At 69.2% G+C, this 17,796-nt stretch carries 14 protein-coding genes; 1 reads left to right on the plus strand and 13 read right to left on the minus strand.

Annotation, left to right across the window (positions count from 1 at the left end):
* Window positions 1-46: 46 nt before the first annotated feature.
* From ACZ6WN_RS10560 to pdhA, 4 genes are all read right to left on the minus strand, one after another.
* The gene (locus ACZ6WN_RS10560; protein ID WP_465864590.1) at window positions 47-1,648 is read right to left on the minus strand and encodes a calcium-binding protein; all 1,602 of its coding nucleotides are present in this window, start codon (window positions 1,646-1,648) and stop codon (window positions 47-49) included.
* Between the two features lie 113 nt (window positions 1,649-1,761).
* The gene (locus ACZ6WN_RS10565; protein ID WP_465864591.1) at window positions 1,762-3,096 is read right to left on the minus strand and encodes a dihydrolipoamide acetyltransferase family protein; all 1,335 of its coding nucleotides are present in this window, start codon (window positions 3,094-3,096) and stop codon (window positions 1,762-1,764) included.
* Window positions 3,090-4,064: an alpha-ketoacid dehydrogenase subunit beta gene (locus ACZ6WN_RS10570; protein WP_465864592.1), complete on the minus strand. Its 975-nt coding sequence runs from the start codon at window positions 4,062-4,064 to the stop codon at window positions 3,090-3,092. The genes ACZ6WN_RS10565 and ACZ6WN_RS10570 overlap by 7 nt, the downstream gene beginning before the upstream one ends.
* A complete protein-coding gene (pdhA, locus tag ACZ6WN_RS10575; protein WP_465864593.1) occupies window positions 4,061-5,197 on the minus strand; it encodes a pyruvate dehydrogenase (acetyl-transferring) E1 component subunit alpha in 1,137 nt (378 codons plus the stop codon). Before pdhA ends, ACZ6WN_RS10570 begins: the two co-directional genes overlap by 4 nt.
* A 172-nt stretch (window positions 5,198-5,369) precedes the next feature.
* Between pdhA and ACZ6WN_RS10580 the strand changes: the two genes are divergently transcribed.
* A complete protein-coding gene (locus ACZ6WN_RS10580; protein WP_465864594.1) occupies window positions 5,370-5,972 on the plus strand; it encodes a hypothetical protein in 603 nt (200 codons plus the stop codon).
* Between the two features lie 14 nt (window positions 5,973-5,986).
* Here ACZ6WN_RS10580 and ACZ6WN_RS10585 read toward each other — a convergent pair whose 3' ends face one another.
* The 9 genes from ACZ6WN_RS10585 to ACZ6WN_RS10625 form a co-directional block, all read right to left on the minus strand.
* Window positions 5,987-6,952 (minus strand): glutathione S-transferase family protein, encoded by a 966-nt coding sequence (locus ACZ6WN_RS10585; RefSeq protein WP_465864595.1) that lies wholly within the window; start codon window positions 6,950-6,952, stop codon window positions 5,987-5,989.
* Between the two features lie 37 nt (window positions 6,953-6,989).
* Window positions 6,990-7,451, minus strand: a complete 462-nt coding sequence (locus tag ACZ6WN_RS10590; RefSeq protein ID WP_465864596.1) for a hypothetical protein — start codon at window positions 7,449-7,451, stop codon at window positions 6,990-6,992.
* The gene (locus tag ACZ6WN_RS10595) at window positions 7,448-8,059 is read right to left on the minus strand and encodes a CDP-alcohol phosphatidyltransferase family protein (RefSeq protein WP_465864597.1); all 612 of its coding nucleotides are present in this window, start codon (window positions 8,057-8,059) and stop codon (window positions 7,448-7,450) included. The genes ACZ6WN_RS10590 and ACZ6WN_RS10595 overlap by 4 nt, the downstream gene beginning before the upstream one ends.
* A gap of 53 nt (window positions 8,060-8,112) precedes the next feature.
* On the minus strand, window positions 8,113-9,114 hold the full coding sequence (locus ACZ6WN_RS10600; protein ID WP_465864598.1) for a zinc-binding metallopeptidase family protein: 1,002 nt from the start codon (window positions 9,112-9,114) through the stop codon (window positions 8,113-8,115).
* Between the two features lie 7 nt (window positions 9,115-9,121).
* Complete coding sequence (locus ACZ6WN_RS10605) at window positions 9,122-9,604, minus strand: nuclear transport factor 2 family protein (protein ID WP_465864599.1); 483 nt, start codon at window positions 9,602-9,604, stop codon at window positions 9,122-9,124.
* 16 nt (window positions 9,605-9,620) lie between these two features.
* A complete protein-coding gene (locus ACZ6WN_RS10610) occupies window positions 9,621-10,532 on the minus strand; it encodes a transglutaminase family protein (RefSeq protein WP_465864600.1) in 912 nt (303 codons plus the stop codon).
* 620 nt (window positions 10,533-11,152) lie between these two features.
* The gene (locus ACZ6WN_RS10615) at window positions 11,153-11,836 is read right to left on the minus strand and encodes a hypothetical protein (protein WP_465864601.1); all 684 of its coding nucleotides are present in this window, start codon (window positions 11,834-11,836) and stop codon (window positions 11,153-11,155) included.
* A gap of 15 nt (window positions 11,837-11,851) precedes the next feature.
* Complete coding sequence (locus ACZ6WN_RS10620; RefSeq protein WP_465864602.1) at window positions 11,852-14,320, minus strand: circularly permuted type 2 ATP-grasp protein; 2,469 nt, start codon at window positions 14,318-14,320, stop codon at window positions 11,852-11,854.
* Window positions 14,317-17,604: a transglutaminase family protein gene (locus tag ACZ6WN_RS10625; protein WP_465864603.1), complete on the minus strand. Its 3,288-nt coding sequence runs from the start codon at window positions 17,602-17,604 to the stop codon at window positions 14,317-14,319. Before ACZ6WN_RS10625 ends, ACZ6WN_RS10620 begins: the two co-directional genes overlap by 4 nt.
* Window positions 17,605-17,796 lie beyond the last annotated feature (192 nt).

Genomic DNA, 17,796 nt, shown 5'->3' on the forward strand with positions numbered 1-17,796 from the left:
AAGGTGCACACTCGACCGGCGTTGCTGACGTCTCGGCAGGTCCGAACTACCCGGCGGTGCCCTGCACCTGGAGTCGGCTCATCGCAGCGTTGAGCTCGTACACCTCGACGGGCCAGCTCCCGCCGCTGTTCACGAACTGCGTGTACGCCTCCGGGCCCATCCAATCGGCAACGTTGCCAATGCGGTCCTCGACGTAGACATCGAGGTTGTAGACACCGCCGACCGATCCCTTCGGAATCGTGAGGTACGTGGTCCAGACTCCGTCTCGAACCGTCCCCGACGTACGCGTGACCGACTCTTCACAGGCAACGCTGATGTAAAAAGGATCCGATGGCGCGGAAGTTCCCGGTCGTTTAAGGCAGATACTGACACTATCCACTCCGGACTTGGCATCACGGACCCGGGCCGACACCTTGACCGTCTTCGATGCCGTCCTGACATCGATGCTCGGCGGCGTGAGCGCTGAGATGCTCACCGTGGGCACATCGGAGTCAGGGTCGGTGTTCGTGATGGTCAGGATGTCGCGAGTGAGCCCGACCTCACGCCCGTGGCGATCCATGACCCACAACTGCAGTTCCATGGGCCCGGCAGGCGTAAATCGGGGAACGGTGAGGATGTACTCCCACCATCCGTCTCGGGTGCCGCCAGACACGAGTGACATGGTGGCCATGTAGATGGAGCCATTGACGGACGAGGCCACGAAATGGCCCTGGATCCGTTTGACGCCGCTGAGGTCGTCCTTCGCGTGCACCCGCACCCTGACCTTCGCGTCCGCAGAGGTGGTGTCGACGGTCGACGGAGTGGCCGAGACGGACACGATGCTCGGCGGAGCCTTGTCGTAGCCACAGCCGCTCAAGATGTCGTAGATGTCGTAGTAGCAGGTGTTGGTGCCGGCGTTGCCGTGGACCTCGTCCAACCCGGCACCACCCACCAGTCTGTCGTTGCCATCTCCACCGTTGAGAGTGTCAGCTCCACCGTCGCCCCAGAGCCGGTCCTGACCCGGGCCTCCACTGATGGTGTCCAAGTGGTTGTTCCCATGGAGCTGGTCGTCGCCGTTGTTGCCGGCGAGCCGGTCGTTGCCGTCTCCACCGGAGATCGAGTCGTTGCCGTCGCCGCCGCTGACGGAGTCGGCTCCGGCACCTCCGGAGATGGTGTCTCCGCTCGTCCCGCCGCTGATGCTGTCTCCGGCACCGCCGCCGTAGATGCGGTCCGCGCCGGCTCCGCCGGAGATCACGTCGAAGTGATCGCCACCCGAGATGACGTCACCGCCGTCCTCGCCCCAGATGTTGTCCTGCCCGGTGCCGCCGTTGAGGCTGTCCGGGCCGCCACCACCGTGGATCCAGTCCTCGCCGCTCCCGGCGAGGACGCGATCGGCGCCGTAGCTGGCGTAGATGTGATCTCCGCCCGACCCGGCATCGATCAGATCGTCGCCGCCCTTGCCGTAGATGATGTCGCCGCCACCCCGGCCGCAGATGACGTCGCGCCGGGAGGTTCCCTTCAGGACATCACCTCCGGACGTACCGACGATCGTGCAGCGTACGCCGGTGGATGTTGTCGCCGCGCTCGCGGGACTCGCCACGAGAACGGTCGCCGAGGCGGCCATCGCGACGATCCCGGCAAGCAGCGTGCGCCCCGTCAGGAGCACCATTCCTGCCTCCAGAAGATCCTCAGGCCCGCGTCAGCGCGGGCCTGAGGATGGTGCCAGATCCGATACCCCTCGAGGTAGCGAATTGGCGTTCTGTGGGGCGATTGTCGAACGGGTCAGAACAACAGGGCCGTGCTCGGGTCTCCGACGATCCTGGCCACGTCGGCGAGGAAGCGGGAGCCGGCCTCGCCGTCGATGTGGCGGTGGTCGAAGCTGAGCGCGAGGGTGCAGACGTCGCGGGGCTCGATGCGCTCGTCGTCACCTTCGCCGACCACCCAGGGCTGTCGCTTGATCGCACCGACGGAGAGGATCGCGGACTCGCCCGGGTTGATGATCGGGGCGCCGCCGTCGATGCCGAACGGACCGATGTTGGTGATCGTGAACGTCCCGCCGGCCTGGTCGGCCGGCGGCGTCTTTCCCGTGCGGGCGACATCGGTGAGCTCGTTGATCGCGGCGCCGAGCTCGACCAGAGACATCCGGTCGGCGCCCTTCACGTTCGGCACCTGGAGGCCCCTGGGGGTGGCCGCCGCGATGCCGAGGTTGACGTACTCCTTGAAGACGATCTCCTGAGCGGCGTCGTCCCACCAGGAGTTGATGATCGGCGTACGCCGCATCGCCAGCAGCGTCGCCTTGGCCACGACCAGCAGAGGGCTGACGCGGACCTCGGCGAAGTCGCGGTTGGCCTTGAGACCGGCGACCAGCTCGGAGGTACGGGTCACGTCGATCGTCGTCCAGATGGTCACATGCGGCAGCGTGAACGCCGAGTCGACCATCGCCTGGCCCATCTGCTTGCGCAGGCCCTTGATCGGCTCGCGACGCTCACCACCGCTGGTGGAGCCTGGCTCCTGAGGTGCGAAGGAGCGCGTGTCGGAACCGACGGAGTCGAGGTCCGCAGTGGTGATCACGCCGTCTGCCCGAGCGGGCGTGACGCTGGACAGATCTATCCCGCGGTCCCGGGCAGCCTTTCGAGCGGTCGGCTTGGCAAGGACACCATTTGCCGCAGCGGCAACCGGTGCGGACATCGAGCGGGAGCGGCGTACCGCGGTCTCTTCCCGGGCGCCGTAGCCGACCAGGTTGAGGGGCTTGTCGTCGTCGGGAGCGACCGTGTTGGTCTCGACACCGCTCGCTGCGCTCGCGGGCTCGACCGACGGGGGCTGGGCGGGCTCGACCGACGAAGGTTCGGCGGGCTCGGGCGACGGGGCTGACGCCTCGACGGAGTCGCCGATACGGATGATCGGGGTGCCGACCTGGACCTCGGTGCCGACCTCGACGAGAAGCTCCTGGACGACCCCCGCGTAAGGCGACGGGAGCTCGACGACCGACTTGGCGGTCTCGATGTCGCAGACGGGGTCGTTGACCTTGATGACGTCGCCGACGGCGACGTGCCACTCGACGATCTCGGCCTCGGTGAGGCCTTCGCCGACGTCGGGAAGCTTGAACTCGTTCACCATGCGAGGCTCCTGTCGACGGCATCGAGGACCCGGTCGAGGTCGGGGAGGTAGTACTCCTCGGCCCGCGCCGGCGGGTAGGGCGTGTCGAAGCCGCCGACGCGCAGGACCGGTGCCTCCAGGGAGTGGAAGCAGTGTTCGGTGATCCGGGCGGCGAGCTCGGCGCCGAGGCCGAGGTTGACGTGGGCCTCGTGGACGACGACCGCACGCCCCGTACGCCGCACCGACTCGTAGACCGGAGCCATGTCGAGCGGCGAGAGCGTCCGCAGGTCGATCACCTCGACCGACTTGCCCTCCCCCGCGGCCGCCTCGGCGGCGGTCAGCGCGGTCTTCACGGTGGGTCCGTAGGCGAGCATGGTCAGGTCCGTGCCGGTCCGCACGACCTGCGAGGCGAATAGCGGGCCGGGCGACCCGTCGACGTCGACATCGGCCTTGGTCGAGTGGTAGAGCCGCTTCGGCTCCAGGAAGATCACCGGGTCCGGATGCGCGATCGCCTGCTGGATCATCCAGTAGGCGTCGACCGGGTCCGCGCAGGCCACCACCTTGAGGCCGGGGGTGTGCGCGAACTGCGACTCTGGCGACTCGCTGTGGTGCTCCACCGCCCCGATGCCGCCGCCGAACGGGATCCGGATGACCATCGGCATCGCGACCCGGCCACCACTTCGATAGTGGAACTTCGCCACCTGCGACACGATCTGGTCGTAGGCCGGGTAGACGAACCCGTCGAACTGGATCTCCACCACCGGCCGGTAGCCCCGCAGCGCGAGCCCGACCGCCGTGCCCACGATCCCCGACTCCGCCAGCGGGGTGTCGACGACCCGCGCCTCGCCGAAGTCCTTCTGCAGCCCGTCGGTGATCCGGAAGACACCGCCGAGCCGGCCGATGTCCTCCCCCATCAGGACGACCTTGTCGTCGTCCTCCATCGCCCGCCGGAGCCCGGCATTGAGCGCTTTGGCCAGCGTCATCTTCATCGCGAGGCCCCCTCGAGGTCGAAGGAGGAGAGGTACGCCGCATAGCCGTCACGCTGCTCGCGCAGCTCCGGCGGCAGCTCGGTGTAGACGTTGTCGAAGAGGCGTACGGGATCGGGCTCGGGCAGGGCGTGGATCCCGGCGCGCAGGCGCTCGCCGAACTCCTCGGCCTCGGCCTCCACCTTGGCGAAGAAGGAGGTCGAGGCGCCGCCGCCGCGGCGCAGGTAGGCCTCGACGCGGGCGATCGGGTCCTTGAGCTTCCACGCCTCGACCTCGTCGGAGACCCGGTAGCGGGTCGGGTCGTCGGTGGTCGTGTGGGCACCCATCCGGTAGGTGTAGGCCTCGATCATCGTCGGCCCACCGCCCTCACGGGCCCGCTTGAGCGCCGACTTCATCACCTCGTACGTCGCCAGCACGTCGTTGCCGTCCACGCGGATGCCGGGGAAGCCGAAGCCCTGGGCGCGCTTGTAGAGCGGCACCTTGACCATCTGCTCGACCGGCTCGGAGATGGCCCACTGGTTGTTCTGGCAGAAGAAGACCACCGGGGCGTTGTAGGAGGCGGCGAAGACCATCGCCTCGTTGACGTCGCCCTGGGAGGAGGCGCCGTCGCCGAAGTGGGCCACGACCGCCGTGTCGCGGGTCGGGTCGCCGGTGCCGACGAGGCCGTCCATCTGCACGCCCATCGCATAGCCGGTCGCGTGCAGCGTCTGGGCGCCGATGACGATCGTGTAGAGCCCGAAGTTGTGCTCGTTCGGGTCCCAGCCACCCTGGTCGGTGCCCCGGAAGAGCCCGAGCAGCTGCATCGGGTCGACGTCGCGGCACCAGGCCACGCCGTGCTCGCGGTAGGTCGGGAAGACGAAGTCCTGGGGTGCGAGCGCACGAGCCGCGCCGATCTGCGCCGCCTCCTGGCCCAGCAGCTGCGCCCATAGGCCCAGCTCCCCGTGGCGCTGCAGCGCGGTGGCCTCGACGTCGAGGCGGCGGGTCAGCACCATGTCGCGGTAGAAGCCGCGCACGGCCTCGTCCTCGGGTCGGTCGGGTGAGAACTCGAAGTCCGGGTGCGAGACCCGTTCTCCCTCAGGGTTCAACAGCTGCACCATGTCGGTGTGGCTGGGACTCGGATCCAGAAATTCAGTCATCACGCTTCCTTCACACGGGGTGGGGTTGCCACCGCTGGCACACGCCCGCGCACGGACTTGTGACCCGCGACACGTGGCACTCACCAAGGTACTCGGCCGCGAGGAATTGTGGTGGTCGGTGCGACGGCCCGTGGCTAGAGTCACAGCCCCACACCCGGCCACGGAGGCGCAGATGTCCGATCCCTACGGCTACCAGCAGCCTTATCCGGCCCCCGCCGCCCCACCCGCGGCTCCCACCGAGCGGCCGAAGACACTGACGTACGCCGTCATCGGCATGTGGATCGGCGGCCTGCTGAGCATCGTCTCGGCGGTCTTCCTGCTCACCATGGACACCACCGAGATGAAGTCGCTGCTGGTGACGGAGATGGAGAAGCAGCCGACGTACGACCCGTCCGTCCTCGACGCGAGGGAGATGGCGGACGTGTTCGTCCCGATCATCCAGATCGGCGGCGCGGTCCTGGCACTGATCACCCTCGGCCTGTGGATCTGGATGGCGGTCATGAACGGGAAGGGCCGTCACTGGGCACGCATCGTCGCCACCATTCTCGGCGCGCTCTCGCTCGCCGGGAGCATGTCGAGCTTGGCCAACGTCGCCGGCAACGCCGCGCTCGGCGGCGCCACCATGCCGACGTCGGCCGGCAACGTCGTGCTCACTGTCCTCGACCCGCTCCTGGTGGTCGCGATCCTGGTGCTGCTGTGGCTGCGGCCGTCCTCGGCGTACTTCAGCGCGGTCGGCGCCGCGAGACAGCGTCAGCGCACCAACTACGTCGGCTGAAAGAAAAGTTTCTTTCAGCCGAGCGACTCGCGCCCGTGCGCCTCGTCCCAGCCCGAGAGGTCGGGGCCCGCGGGGACGATCTGCGTGGGGTTCAGGTCGGTGTGCACGATGTAGTAGTGCTGCTTGATCTGCTCGAAGTCGAGCGTCTCGCCGATCCCGGGGGTCTGGTAGAGGTCGCGCGCGTAGGCCCACAGAGCGGGGAGCTCGACGAGCTTCTGCCGGTTGCACTTGAAGTGGCCGTGGTAGACCGCGTCGAAGCGGGCCAGTGTCGTGAAGAGCCGGATGTCGGACTCGGTGAGCTGGTTGCCGACCAGGTAGCGCTGTCCCGAGAGCCGCTCCTCGAGCCAGTCGAGGGCGGCGAAGAGACGTGAGTACGCCGCGTCGTACGCCTCCTGGGAGCCGGCGAAGCCACACCGGTAGACCCCGTTGTTGACCTCGGTGAAGACCCGCTGGTTGACCTCGTCCATCTCCTCGCGGAGCGCCCGCGGCCACAGGTCGGGCGCGTCGTCGGCGAAGAAGTCGGTCCACTCGTGGAAGAAGTCGTGGGTGATCCACGGGAAGTCGTTGGTGACGACCTCGCCGGAGGCCTCCTCGACGATCGCCGGCACCGTGATGCCGCGCGGGTAGTCGGGGTAGCGCTTGAAGTAGGCCTGCTGCAGCCGCTCGATGCCGAGCACCGGGTCGACGCCGCCGGGGTCGAGGTCGAAGGTCCACGACCGGGCGTCGTGCGTCGGTCCGGCGAGGCCGAGGGAGATGACGTCCTGGAGGCCGAGCAGGTTGCGGACGATGATCGCCCGGTTGGCCCACGGGCAGGCGGCGGCCGCGATCAGCCGGTAGCGGCCCGGCTCGACCGGCCACAACGGCACGTCGGTCGGACCGAACTCGGGTGTCCGTGCGTCTCGCGTGATCCGGTCCGGGATGTAGTTCATGTCCCGGTTGAACTCGTTGCCTGGCTGGACGTACGTCGCCTTCTCCTGCATGGGCTCACCCTACGTGGTGGTTGAATCCTGAAGCGGATCAGAGGAATCTCCAGGCGAGGCCCGCGGCCTCCAGGATCACCCAGAACCGCAGCGCGCGGGAGATGAGCACCGTGAGCGTGAAGATCGGCAGGTTGAACCGCAGGGCGCCGAACAGCACCGCCATCACCGCGAGCGGCGGAAAGCCGGAGAGGCCCGAGGCGGCCAGGAGTGCGGTGGCCAGAGCAGGGCGCCCTGAGGTCCGGGCGTACCAACGGTCGTAGGAGTCCTGCCACTTGGGCGACTCGAGCTTCTTCCTGATCCAGGGGATGTTGGTCGACCCACGGCCGGCGTAGTACCAGACCACCTTGCCACCGGTCTGGCCGAGTCCGGCGACGAGCCCGAGCAGCGCCGGCCACCAGTCGGACTTCTGGGCGACGACGGACAGGTACGCCTCGGCGTTCATCACCGGGATGAGCGCCGAGCCGAGACAGAAGAGGAGCGTGCCGATCAGAAGTCTCATCGAGGCACGGGCAGGCCGATCCTGAGCAGCCGTCCCAGCGAGACGCACTTCATGACCAGCAGCGCCGTGGCGATCGCCAGCCCCACCCACATCCAGCCGGTGACCAGCAGCAGGATCGCGAAGAGCCCCGAGTTGACCGCCTTGCCCGGATGGGACCAGTTCCACCGCCACAGCGTCCGGTCGATGACGTAGAAGTAGTTCGGGCTCTTGATCGGCCACGCCAGGTAGGAGATCGAGAGGAAGCAGTCGATCACCATGAACTCCACCAGGTAGACGAAGATCGCCGGCGACAGGTCCGGCTGCAGGAACGCCAGCCCGACGTAGAACGCCGCCGCACAGAGACGGTCGGAGAAGATGTCGAGCACCCCACCGATCCGCGTCTCCTCATCGCGCCATCGGGCGACCGCCCCGTCGAGGCTGTCCCCGACCCAGTAGACGACCAGCGCGATGACCAGGAGCTTCAGGCTCTCCTGATACGCGGCGCTCGCCGCCAGCACCACCGCCGCGATGGTGCGGACGAACGTGATCACGGTCGCTGACGTCCACAGTCGTTCCGACTCGGGGAGGGCGCGCTCCTTGGCGTCGGGGACGACGGCGGTTTCGGTCATGCTCCGGAGCATAGAGTGCCGATACGCATCGTCCGCCGGAATCGGCCCGCGGCTCAGCCCGCGTCGCGCACCAACGAGGCCACGAAGTCGAGCTTGTCCAGGACCGCCGGCGGGATCACGAAGGGGTAGAGGTCGTCGTGGCCCATGGACCGGTTGATCACGTTCAGCGCGGCCGAGAGCGGCACCCAGATGTCGGTGACGACCTGCCGGAACGGCATCTCGGCGGGCACCGGGTCGGCGAGCCCGTACGCCGCGGCCGACCCGAGCGTGTCGCGGATGTGCAGGTAGTGGGCCCAGGTCTCGGCGAAGTCCTCGAAGGGGTGCATGGTGGCGTAGGTGGAGATGTAGTTCTCGGTCCAGTCCGCCGGCGGCCCTTCGGAGTAGTGGCGCTGCAGCGACTCCTCGTAGGAGACCGACTCGTCGCCGAAGACCTCGGTGCACCGCTCCATCAGCTCGGGCCCCCGGACCAGCTGCCACTCGTAGTAGTGGCCGACCTCGTGGCGGAAGTGGCCCAGCAGGGTGCGGTAGGGCTCGTCGAGGGTGGCCCGGACATGCTCACGGTAGGCGTCGTCGGACTCGGCCAGGTCGATCGTGATCACGCCGCCGTCGTGACCGATGACCACGTCCGGGGTCGACGCGACGCCGTCGCTGGCCAGCAGGTCGAAGGTGAGCCCCTCGACGGGGTCCTCGGCCTTGGTGCGGATCTCCAGGCCGAGGTTGTCGAGCTCGACGACGAGGTGTCGTTTCGCCTGCTCGGCGAGGGAGTACTGCTGCTGGACGAACTCGGGGGCGGCGTCGTTCGGTCGGGTCCGGGTCAGCTCGCAGGCGAAGCAGATCCCGCCCTCGAGGCGGGCCAGCCAGGTGCATCCCGTCTCGAGCGTGTTGGCGCAGACCCACCAGATGTAGCCGTCGCTGTCGACGTACCTGCCCTCGGGCGAGACCGGGACGATCTCGCGCTCCTCGCGGGAGTAGGCGAGCCGGGTGCCGCACGAGACGCATGCCGAGTTCTCGAAGTAGAGACGGTTGCCGCACTCCCGACAGGTGAACGCTTCCATATCTCCATCATCGGCCGTCGCCGGCCGTCCCCCAGCTCCCGACGCGCCACTCGCCGTCCTCGCGGACGAGGACCACGACCATCGACTCGTCGGGGACGGGGCCGTCCTCGGCGGTGTACGAGACCCTGACGGTGACCTGGGCGCCCTCGCCGGACAGCTCGGGCTCACCGAAGACCATCGTCCGCTTCACCGCGCGCGGGTTGGGGTCGGCGTAGGTCCGCTTCCCCTCGGCGGCATCGATCATCGCACGGGCGCCGCCGCCGTCGAGGAGCTCGTCGCCGTCGTCGGAGGCAAGCTCGTAGAGGGTGGCGACCGAGGTGGTCTCCATGAACTCGCGGGTGACCTCGGCCGGGGTCGAGCCGCGCGCCAGCAGCCACAGCGTGAGCGCGATGAGGGCCGCGGCCACCACCAGCACTCCGGAGATGCGTACCCCCAGACGCCAGCGGCTGCCGCGGGTCACGATGCTCGCCCGCCGCGGAGGCTGTCCCACGAGCAACACCGTAACTTCACTCCTGCTGGTCGGGGGCCACATCGACGGAGACGGTCAAGGTCGAGGTGGTGGCTTCGGTGTAGATGACCCCCTTCACAGGAGGCACATCGGCATAGTCACGTCCCCAGGCGACGCTCACATAGCGATCGTCGGCCCTGGTGTCGTTCGTCGGGTCGAGGGCGAGCCACTGGCCCGTCCCCGCTCCGCTGAGGTCTGCCCCGAGGTGGGGCAGCCACACCTCCACCCAGGCATGGGAGGCATCGGCTCCGACGAGCCGCGGCTTCCCCGGCGGAGGGGTGGTGGCGAGGTAGCCGGAAACATAGCGGGCCGCGAGCCCGTGCGCTCGAAAACAGGCCAACATCAGGTGAGCGAAATCCTGGCAGACACCACCCTGCGCCTCGAAGATCTCCGGGATCGTCGAGGTGACCGTCGTGGCCGTGTCGTCGTAGTCGAACCCAGCATGGATCCGGTGCATCAGATCCTCCGCGGCCTCCACGATCGGGCGCTGCTCCGTCAGGGAGACGGCACCGAAGTCGTACGCCTCCCGGGTGTGCTCCACCAGCGGCGAGGCCACCGCCAGATCCGCGGCCCGCCAGGCGCCCGGAAGGCTCGGGTCGACCAGCGGCCGCGCCCGCTCCCACGGCTGGTCGAAGCTCGTCTCGTCATAGACCGGGGCGGTGACCTCGACCTCGGAGGCCGCCGTGATCTCGAGCAGCTGATGCGGCTCGAGCACCTGGAAGTACGTCACCGTGTTGCCGTAGAAGTCGATGTCGCTCGACTGGTCCGCCGGGACCGGAGTGATCTGAACCTCGGCCTTCTCGACATGCTGGTGCGGCAGCTCCCGGGGGGTCACGTTCGCGATCCCGAACGAGTTCGTCACGTCCTCGTCATAGGAGTAGGTCGTCGTGTGGCTGACCCGGTATCTCACCCGCGGCATCGTATCCCGCGTCCGTCGCCCACTCGTGTGGTTCTCACGGGGCCTACGTGCGGTCGAGACCAGGCCGGACCGACTCGCGAAGCTGCGTCGTCAAACGCTGGGCTTCCGCCCCGTCTGCCGCACGCACAAAGTCGGGATGTATGAAGTCCCGACCCTCGTACTCACCGTTCTTGTCGATCCATCGCACTCGCAGCGCAGCGTTGTGCTTGATCTCGACGACCCGGCCAGGATGCCGACGCGTCAGTCCCGATGCACTGCCGAGCGCTGCTCGCCGCCAAGCCTCCCCGACCAAACCACGCGGCGACCGTGTGGCAGACTCGGGAACGACTCCTGACTCAGACGGTCAGAGGTGCTGTCCATGCCATCAATCTACGACGCCTCGCCGTGCTGTGGTGAACGAATCTCCCGTTGATCTCGGAGCAGCGCAGCACTGGTTCGGGCCGGCTCACGAACGGACCCGCGGCGGAGCGTTGAAGAGCGGGGCGGCCGCACATGTCCCCCGGGGCTGGTCGCAGGTCGTCTCGTCATGTTCCGCTTGCCTGGTCCGCGGGCACCGGAGCGATGCGTACGCCTACTGCGCCGCTTAGAGCCTTCGCCCGCCCACGCCGCGCTCAGAGCGATTCTTCGTGCAGCACTACGAATCCTGGCCAGTCCGACTGGCGGAGTCGCGTTGCGAGGCGCTGGGCCTCTTTCTCGTCGATCGCTTCAAGGTCGCTGTGGTTGACGGAGCCCCGCCCGTCGAACTCGCCGTCCTTGTCGATCCACCGCACTCGCGGCGCACCGAAAAGACCGCGGAGCTCGACGATCCGCCCCGGATGGTGACGGGTCAGTCCAGACGCATAGTTGTACGCCGCCTGCCCCTGTTGCCAGGGAACGACCTGCCCCTGGCGCCAGGGACCGTAGTAAGGGTCCCAGTCGTCATCCTCGAGCACCGGACCAACCCACTGGACCAGGTCACCGACGTGAAACGGCGAAGGTTCCGGCTCACCGACGTCATCGTGCGGAATCCCGTTCCCGCCATGGCTATCGTGGGCGATCCGCACCAGGTCCTCGAACTCCGCATCGGAGACCATTCGTAGGTCTTTCACCTCATAGACCGCGTCAGGGCAGTACCAGCCGTCCTTGTCGAGCCACGACACGAGCGTCCAGCCGTCGGGCAAGTCATCCACGACAACCCCTGGCAGCGCCAGCGGACCACCTTCGACGGGAGGACGTTTCCCCACCCAGACGACCCGGCGACCGCGCGGGGGATAGCGGGAAACCTTCTCGTGCTCGCGATCAGACGTACTGTCCATGCCACCAACCTATGCTCAAGTGAGCGATTGCGCCGGGAGGGCGTTGAGGGGCTGCGGGGCGGGGCCGGTGGCGAAGTGGACGTCGGTGATGGCCTCGGCGAGGCGGACGAGCTGGGCGTGGACCTGGTCGAGGAACGACTCCAGGTTGGGGCGGCCGACGCCGCCGATGGCGACGAGGCCGGCGACCTCGGTGCGGTCGAGCATGTCGGTGATGTCGTCGAGGAGCCGCTCGGGACGGGACGAGCCGGTCGAGCCGGGGAGCCTGGTGAGGTGGAGCCGCAGCTCGTCGAGGCAGAAGGCCAGGGAGCGCGGGTTGTCGCGGTCCATGATCAGCAGGTCGAGCACTCCCCCGGTGCGTACGTAGCCCCGGTAGCGGCGGCGGTGGGTGACCGCGGACTCGGCCGAGGCGAGCACCGCGTTGAGCACCGCGCGGTCGACCTCGAGGCCGCGGCGGACGGTCGTGGTCGCGCGCAGGAGCTGGCAGATCTGCATCGCGCGCTCCAGGAACCGGCCCAGCCGGATCGAGTGGTAGCCCTCGTCGCGGATCATGCTCGCCACGATCCCCTGCATGGCGAGGATGCCGTGCAACATCTCGGCTCCCGACTCCGCGATCTGGTGCGAGTGCGGGTTGACCCGGAGCTCCTCGGCCGCGCGGTCGGTCGCAGAGAAGATCCGCCACATGTCGGGGCTGAGCTGGTCGCGTACGCCGCTGAAGGCCTGCCGCATCCCGGCCAGCGACTGCGCCGCCGACCCCGGCCGGTCGGCGTCGAGCAGCATCGAGCGGAACTCGGCGTCGATGTCGGCATCGGCCCGGCCGTGCCCGGCCAGCCGGTCGAGCGCGCTGAGCATGACCTCGAGGCTGATGCCTCCGGACGTACGCGGCCTGGTCCTGAAGTCCTCGGCCAGCACGTGCGTGGCCAGGATGAGCCGGATGAGGTCCTCGGCGCGCTCGGCGTAGCGACCCGACCAGTACATGTCCTCGAGCGCCCGCGGGACGAGCACCGTGACCGAGCGGGTGTGGGTCATCGGGAGCACGTCGGCCAGGCCCTGGTCGGCGTCCTGCGGCGACTCCTTGAGCACCCAGACGTCCTTGCTGCACGGCGGCAGCCCGGTCTCGTCGGCCCGGATGGAGGCCAGGCCACCGACCAGAGGGCGGTAGGCGGAGCCGTATCTCAGGGAGAAGGTGCGCAGCGTCAGCGGCCGCCCGACCGCGCCGCGCCCCTCGGCCCAGGTCGGGGCCTGGGACAGGGTGATCTGCTCCTGGCCGACGTGGCGGTAGGGGTCGGCGGCGATCCTGGCGCGCAGCTCCTCGGGGGTCCCGGTGACGATGGTGCCTTCCAGCGTGCGCACGACGAGGTCACCGGTGTCCAGGCGCCGCTCGACCTCGGCCCGCTGAGCCGGGTCACCGCACCACCAGGTGCCGAGCGACGCGAGCCGCAGCGGCTCCCCGAGCAACGCCTCGCAGGCGGCGGGGAGGTACGGAGCGAGCCCCGGGTTCTCGAGTACGCCGGCCCCGAACCCGTTGACCACGCGCACGTTGCCGCGGCGTACGGCCTCGATCAGGCCGGCGACGCCGAGCTGGCTGTCGCCGCGGAGCTCGAGCGGGTCGGACCAGGTCGCGTCGACCCGGCGCAGGATCACGTCGACACGCTCCAGCCGGTCGCCGTGGCCACGCATGAGGACCTCGCCGTTGCGGACGGTCAGGTCGGCGCCCTGGACCAGTGGGAAACCCAGGGTCGAGGCGAGAAAGGCCTGGTCGTAGGCGGTCTCGGAGTGGGTGCCCGGGGACAGGACGACGACCCTAGGGTCGGCCTGGTCGCCGGGCGCGGACTCGAGGAGGGCGCTGCGGAGGGCCGCGAAGTAGGGCTCCATCCGGTGCAGTCCGGCGTCGCGGTGGAGCTCGGGGAGCACCCGGCTGATCACCCGGCGGTTCTCCATCGCGTAGCCGATCCCGGAGGGGGCCTGGGTGCGGTCGGCGAGCACCCGCCACTCGCCGTCCGGGGTGCGGCCGAGATCGGTGGCGGCCAGGACGAGCGGGCGCGGGTCGTGGTTGCTGGGGCGGGCGGCGACGCGATGGAAGCCGTGGTGGCCGAAGATCACCGCGGCCGGGACGATCCCGTCAGCCAGGAGACGCTGCGGACCGTAGAGGTCGACGAGGATCGCGTTGAGCAGCTCGGCGCGCTGGGCCAGGCCGACCTCGAGGACGCGCCACTGTGCCGGGTCGATGACGAGCGGCACCGGGTCGAGCCGCCAGGGCTCGGGCTTGGCGCCGGGACGCAGGTAGGTGACCCCGTCGTCGGCGAGGAACCGCTCGACGTCGTGGCCGATCCGGCTCAGCGTGGCCGGGGTGATCGAGACGGCCGTCTCGGCCATCGGCTTCCAGGCGGGACGCAGGGTGCCGTCGGGCCCGACGACCTCGTCGTAGGGCTGGTCGGTGGCGTCGAGGAGGCCGAGGGCATCGGCGTACTCGCGAAGGACGGTCACCGCACCGCCCGTCGCAGATCCAGGGTGTGGGGGTTGTCGGGCGTGGTGGCGCGAGCCGCACGCTCACGCATCTCCGCGACGTCCAGCCGGCCCGAGCTGTGGCCGCGCGCCTCGAACCTGCTCGCCCGGCGCGCCTCGGCCTCGTTGGCGTTCACCGGCGGGTGGTCGTAGCTGCGGCCGCCGGGATGGGTGACGTGGTAGGTGGCGCCGCCGAGGCTGGTCTCGGAGGCGATGTCGACGACGTCGAAGTGGAGCGGTGCCTGGACGTCGATGCTCGGGTGCAGGCTCGACCATGGGCTCCAGGCCTTGAACCGGACGCCCGCGTAGTGGGCGTCTGCCGAAGCGGAGCCCGAGGCAATGGAGCTGGTCGAGGCGGGGGTGAGCGGCACCGGAACACCCTGACACGTCACCAGGTGCCGGTCGAGGTCGATCCCTCTCGCCGAGATCTGCACCCGCTCGACCGAGGAGTCGACGTAGCGTGCCGTCCCCGACCCGGTGGCCTCCTCGCCGAGCACGTTCCACGGCTCGATCGCCTGGCGCAGCTCGAGCTCGATCTCCCCCACCCGCGCGACGCCGATCCGCGGGAACCGGAACTCGGCGTACGCCGCCAGCCACTGCGACTCGAACGGGATGCCGTGGCGACGCAGGTCGGCGACGACCTCCTCGATGTCACGCAGGCAGCCCTGCGGGAGCAGGAAGTCCTCGTGGAGGGCGCTTCCGTGACGGACCAGGGGCGCCTCGTACGGCTGCTCCCAGAACCAGGCGACCAGGCTCCTGACCAGGAGCGACTGGAGGAGGGCCATCTGCGGGTGGGGCGGCATCTCGAAGCCGCGGAGCTCGAGGAGGCCGAGCCGCCCGCGGGAGGAGTCCGGGGAGTAGAGCTTGTCGATGCAGAACTCGGCGCGGTGGGTGTTGCCGGTCAGGTCGGTGAGCAGGTGGCGCAGCGCGCGGTCGATCATCCACGGGCGGGGTTCGGGGTGCTCGCGGGTGATCCGGGCGACCTCCTGGAGCGCGATCTCCATCTCGTAGACCGCTTCCGGGCGACCCTCGTCGAACCTCGGCGCCTGGCTGGTCGGGCCGATGAAGCGGCCGGAGAAGAGGTAGGAGAGGGATGGATGGCGCTGCCAGTAGCGGATCAGGCTGGCCAGCAGGTCGGGGCGCCGCAGCAGCGGGCTGCGTTCGGGGCTGCGGCCGCCGAGGGTGAGGTGGTTGCCGCCGCCGGTGCCGGTGTGGAGCCCGTCGAGATCGAACTTCTCGGTCGACAGCCGAACCTGACGGGCCTGCTCGTAGAGCGTCGTGATCAGCTCCCTCTGCTCCGCCCAGGTGGCCGTCGGCTGGATGTTGACCTCGATCACGCCCGGGTCCGGGGTGACCGTCAGCCGCGCCAGCCGGGAGTCGGGCGGAGGGCCGTACCCCTCGAGCACCACCCTGGTGCCGGCGGCCGCGACGGCCTGCTCGATCACCCGGAGCAGGGCGGCGTAGTCGTCGAGGCGGTCGGTCGGCGGGAGGAACACGTGGACCAGTCCGTCGCGCTCCTGGATCGCCAGCGCGGTCGTCGGTGCCTCGTCGGGATCGGTGACGGTCACCTGCGGGATCTGCGGGTCCAGCGGCTCGCCCGCGGTCAGGTAGGACGGCTCCCCCGGGAACTCCGGGTCGTGCCAGGAGATCGAGTCGAGCGGCAGCCGCAGCCCGATCGTCGAGGTCCCCGGCGCCAGCACCAGCCGCCCGCGCCGGAACCGCCACCGCGGGCTCGTCCACACCCCGTCGTCGGTGTTGATCGGGATCACCCACCCCACCGGCTCGGTGACCTCCTTGTCGAGCTCGGTGACGTTCAGATCACCCCTGTCGACAGCGTCCTCCGGCTTCGGCCCCTCAGGCCGCCGCACCTCCTGCGCGATCTTCGCCAGCGGATCCTCGTACGCCGCGAGCACCTGCTCCTCGGGGAGCCCGAGGATCCTGGCGATGCCGAATCCCACTGCCGAGGCGTCACCCCGGTCGGCCGACGGGGGTGACGTCTCGGCGGGGGACCAGGGGTCGGCGAAGAGGGTGGGGTCGGTCCAGAGGGGGTGTCCGTCGGTGCGCCACTGGAGGTCGATGTTCCAGCGTGGGAGGGGCTCGCCGGGATACCACTTGCCCTGGCCTCGGTGGACGATGCCGCCTCGGCCGTAGACCTGGCGCAGGCGTTCGGCCAGGTCGGCGGCGAGCTCGCGCTTGTGCGGGCCGTCGGCGTCGGTGCTCCACTGCGCGGAGGTCTGGTCGTCGAGAGAGACGAAGGTGGGCTCGCCGCCCATGGTCAGCTCGACGCCGGCCGCCTGGAGACGCTGGTCGACCGCCTCGCCCAGCGCATCGATACGCGCCCACTCCTGGTCGGTGTAGGGCAGCGTCACCCGCGGGTCCTCGTGGATCCGGGTGACCTCGTTGGCGAAGGAGAAGGTGACCTCGACCGGGTCGGTGGCACCTTCGATCGGGGCTGCTGAGGACGGGTGCGGGGTCGCCGAGAGCGGGATGTGGCCCTCCCCCGCGAACAGCGACGACGTCGGGTCGAGCCCGATCCAGCCGGCGCCCGGGACGAAGACCTCGCACCAGGCGTGCAGGTCGGTGAAGTCCTCGGTCGGGCCCGACGGGCCGTCCAGCGACTCCTGGTCGGCGGCCAGCTGCACCAGATAGCCGGAGACGAACCGCGCCGCGAGGCCGTACTGCCGCAGCAGGGACACCAGCAGCCACGCCGAGTCGCGGCACGAGCCGATGCCGAGGCGCAGGGTCTCGTCGGGAGTCTGTACGCCGGGCTCCATCCGCACCGAGTAGGCGACGTCCGCATTGACCGCCTGGTTGAGGCTCGCCAGGAAGTCGACGGTGCGGATGCCGTCCGCGGGCGGCGCCGGCAGCCGCTGCCGCCAGGCGTCGGCCTCCGTCGCGGCCTCGACCTCGCGGAGGTAGGGCGCCAGATCGGCCTTCAGCTGCGGTTCGTAGTCGAAGGGGAAGGTTTCGGCGTACTCCTCGATGAAGAAGTCGAACGGGTTGATCACCACCATGTCGGCGACCAGCCCGACGGTGATCTCGAGCTTGTCGGTCCGCTCCGGGAAGACCAGCCGCGCGAGCCAGTTGCCGAACGGGTCCTGCTGCCAGTTGACGAAGTGCGCCGCCGGCGTCACCGACAGCGAGTAGGCCTCGATCGGGGTGCGGGTGTGCGGCGCCGGGCGGAGGCGTACGACGTGCGGGCCGACGTTGACCGGCTGCGCGAACTCGTAGGTGGTCCGATGCTCGAGCGCAACCTTGATCGACATGGGCCAAGCCTGACCGATGCAGGTTGCACAGGGGTAACGAACCGCCGGGTTGGTGGCGGCGGTCCCGGATCCGAGCGGGTTGATCCGGCTCGGTCACCAGACGGATTCAGGCCCTAGGGGAACTGAAGCGGTCTACCACGACAAGGACTCAACGGCCTTAGAACTCATTAATTGGTAAGCGCATTTCATCTC

The sequence above is a fragment of the Nocardioides sp. NPDC054178 genome (genome assembly GCF_055585005.1).

What these genes read in the sequence shown, in the direction of transcription:
- ACZ6WN_RS10560 (WP_465864590.1), bottom strand. Translation starts at nt 1,648, where the DNA reads ATGGTGCTCCTGACGGGGCGCACGCTGCTTGCCGGGATCGTCGCGATG.
- ACZ6WN_RS10565 (WP_465864591.1), bottom strand. Translation starts at nt 3,096, where the DNA reads ATGGTGAACGAGTTCAAGCTTCCCGACGTCGGCGAAGGCCTCACCGAG.
- ACZ6WN_RS10570 (WP_465864592.1), bottom strand. Translation starts at nt 4,064, where the DNA reads ATGAAGATGACGCTGGCCAAAGCGCTCAATGCCGGGCTCCGGCGGGCG.
- pdhA (WP_465864593.1), bottom strand. Translation starts at nt 5,197, where the DNA reads ATGACTGAATTTCTGGATCCGAGTCCCAGCCACACCGACATGGTGCAG.
- ACZ6WN_RS10580 (WP_465864594.1), top strand. Translation starts at nt 5,370, where the DNA reads ATGTCCGATCCCTACGGCTACCAGCAGCCTTATCCGGCCCCCGCCGCC.
- ACZ6WN_RS10585 (WP_465864595.1), bottom strand. Translation starts at nt 6,952, where the DNA reads ATGCAGGAGAAGGCGACGTACGTCCAGCCAGGCAACGAGTTCAACCGG.
- ACZ6WN_RS10590 (WP_465864596.1), bottom strand. Translation starts at nt 7,451, where the DNA reads ATGAGACTTCTGATCGGCACGCTCCTCTTCTGTCTCGGCTCGGCGCTC.
- ACZ6WN_RS10595 (WP_465864597.1), bottom strand. Translation starts at nt 8,059, where the DNA reads ATGACCGAAACCGCCGTCGTCCCCGACGCCAAGGAGCGCGCCCTCCCC.
- ACZ6WN_RS10600 (WP_465864598.1), bottom strand. Translation starts at nt 9,114, where the DNA reads ATGGAAGCGTTCACCTGTCGGGAGTGCGGCAACCGTCTCTACTTCGAG.
- ACZ6WN_RS10615 (WP_465864601.1), bottom strand. Translation starts at nt 11,836, where the DNA reads ATGGACAGTACGTCTGATCGCGAGCACGAGAAGGTTTCCCGCTATCCC.
- ACZ6WN_RS10625 (WP_465864603.1), bottom strand. Translation starts at nt 17,604, where the DNA reads ATGTCGATCAAGGTTGCGCTCGAGCATCGGACCACCTACGAGTTCGCG.